This window comes from Mycobacterium sp. E3251 (assembly GCF_001666835.1).
Taxonomy (GTDB): domain Bacteria; phylum Actinomycetota; class Actinomycetes; order Mycobacteriales; family Mycobacteriaceae; genus Mycobacterium.
In genome coordinates, this window is sequence record NZ_LZJF01000044.1 from 1 (window position 1) to 672 (window position 672).

The window sequence follows — 672 nt, forward strand, 5'->3', positions numbered from 1 at the left end:
GGTGCGAACCATCGGCCCCGGCAGCATCGGAATCAGCTGCCCGTTCGGCCGCATCGGGATGTAATGCAGCGTGGCCAGCGGAATGTTGTAGTGTTCCGCGACGTTGGCGGCGGCCTGCTCGAAATTCAGGCCGGTGCACAATAGGTCAGCGTCGGCGGCGAGGGACGTCAGCGCCGCGCTGACCTCGCCCCAATGCCGGATGAGGGGCTCCCAGACCTTGCGCATCAACCTGATCGGGCTGCGGATCGTCCAGATGTTCCGGAAGAACTCAGCCCACATGTTGCGGAGGAACTCCTCGTCCAGGAAGTCGTGCAGTTCCGGGCCGTACGGGACCGCCGCGAGCCCGGTGGACTCGGCGAAACCCATCAATTCCGGTGGGACGGCCACGGCCACGTCGTGCCCTCGGCGCAGCAGCTCGCGGCCGACCGCTGCCAATGGCTCGATGTCGCCGCGCGTTCCGTAGCCGGCGAGGGCGAATTTCGTCACGGGTCCTAGCCTTGCAGTTGCCGTGCGCCGGCGACGTCAGGGGTGCCGTTCGTCACCCAACCCGTCCCGCGCGCGCGAAGTTTTCCAGAAGGTCGGCGCTCTTGGTGATGCTGTCTGCGGGCTTCGTCATCCGAGCGGCCAGCTCGCGGGCGCGCGAGAGGTAGTCGGGGGAGAGGATCTTGCGCA

1 protein-coding gene is annotated in these 672 nt (G+C 67.1%); it reads right to left on the reverse strand.

The window, feature by feature from the left end:
• Positions 1 to 486, reverse strand: a 486-nt coding sequence (locus A5697_RS05830; protein WP_197500927.1) for a glycosyltransferase, incomplete at its 3' end; no start/stop codon positions are given.
• Between the last annotated feature and the right edge of the window lie 186 nt (positions 487 to 672).